Source organism: Lactobacillus sp. UBA5813, assembly GCF_002417895.1.
In the GTDB taxonomy this organism is placed as follows: domain Bacteria; phylum Bacillota; class Bacilli; order Lactobacillales; family Lactobacillaceae; genus Lactobacillus; species Lactobacillus amylolyticus.
Genome location: NZ_DICZ01000045.1, coordinates 1 through 338, shown reverse-complemented (window position 1 = coordinate 338; position 338 = coordinate 1). Strand labels below are relative to the sequence as shown.

The window sequence follows — 338 nt, the reverse complement described above, 5'->3', positions numbered from 1 at the left end:
ATGATGATGACGATGAAGAAAAAGCATCAGATGATTTGAATAATGCTGAAAAAGATGACGATACTGCTTCAGATGAAGAAGCACCTGAAGAATAAATTTAAAGTTAAAAAAAAGACTTCTATGTAGTGACCCAGAACAATTGGACACTTTATTGATATAATGCAACTAAGGATTGATTCCGGATTTGTTCCGGGTTCAGTCCTTTTAGTTTTGTCTTGGTTCTTTCAGTATTCTAGAAGCGGATATAGTCTTTGATAGTTTGCTCCAATTCATCAAGTTTGGCATAGTCCTGTCTCTTATACACATTCCCGAGCCCCCGCGACTAAGGCGACCTTCGT

The 338-nt window shown here is 37.9% G+C and carries 1 pseudogene; it reads left to right on the top strand.

The window, feature by feature from the left end:
• Positions 1–95, top strand: a pseudogene (locus B2008_RS08225) (DUF1269 domain-containing family protein); the annotation flags it as partial.
• Positions 96–338: the final 243 nt, after the last annotated feature.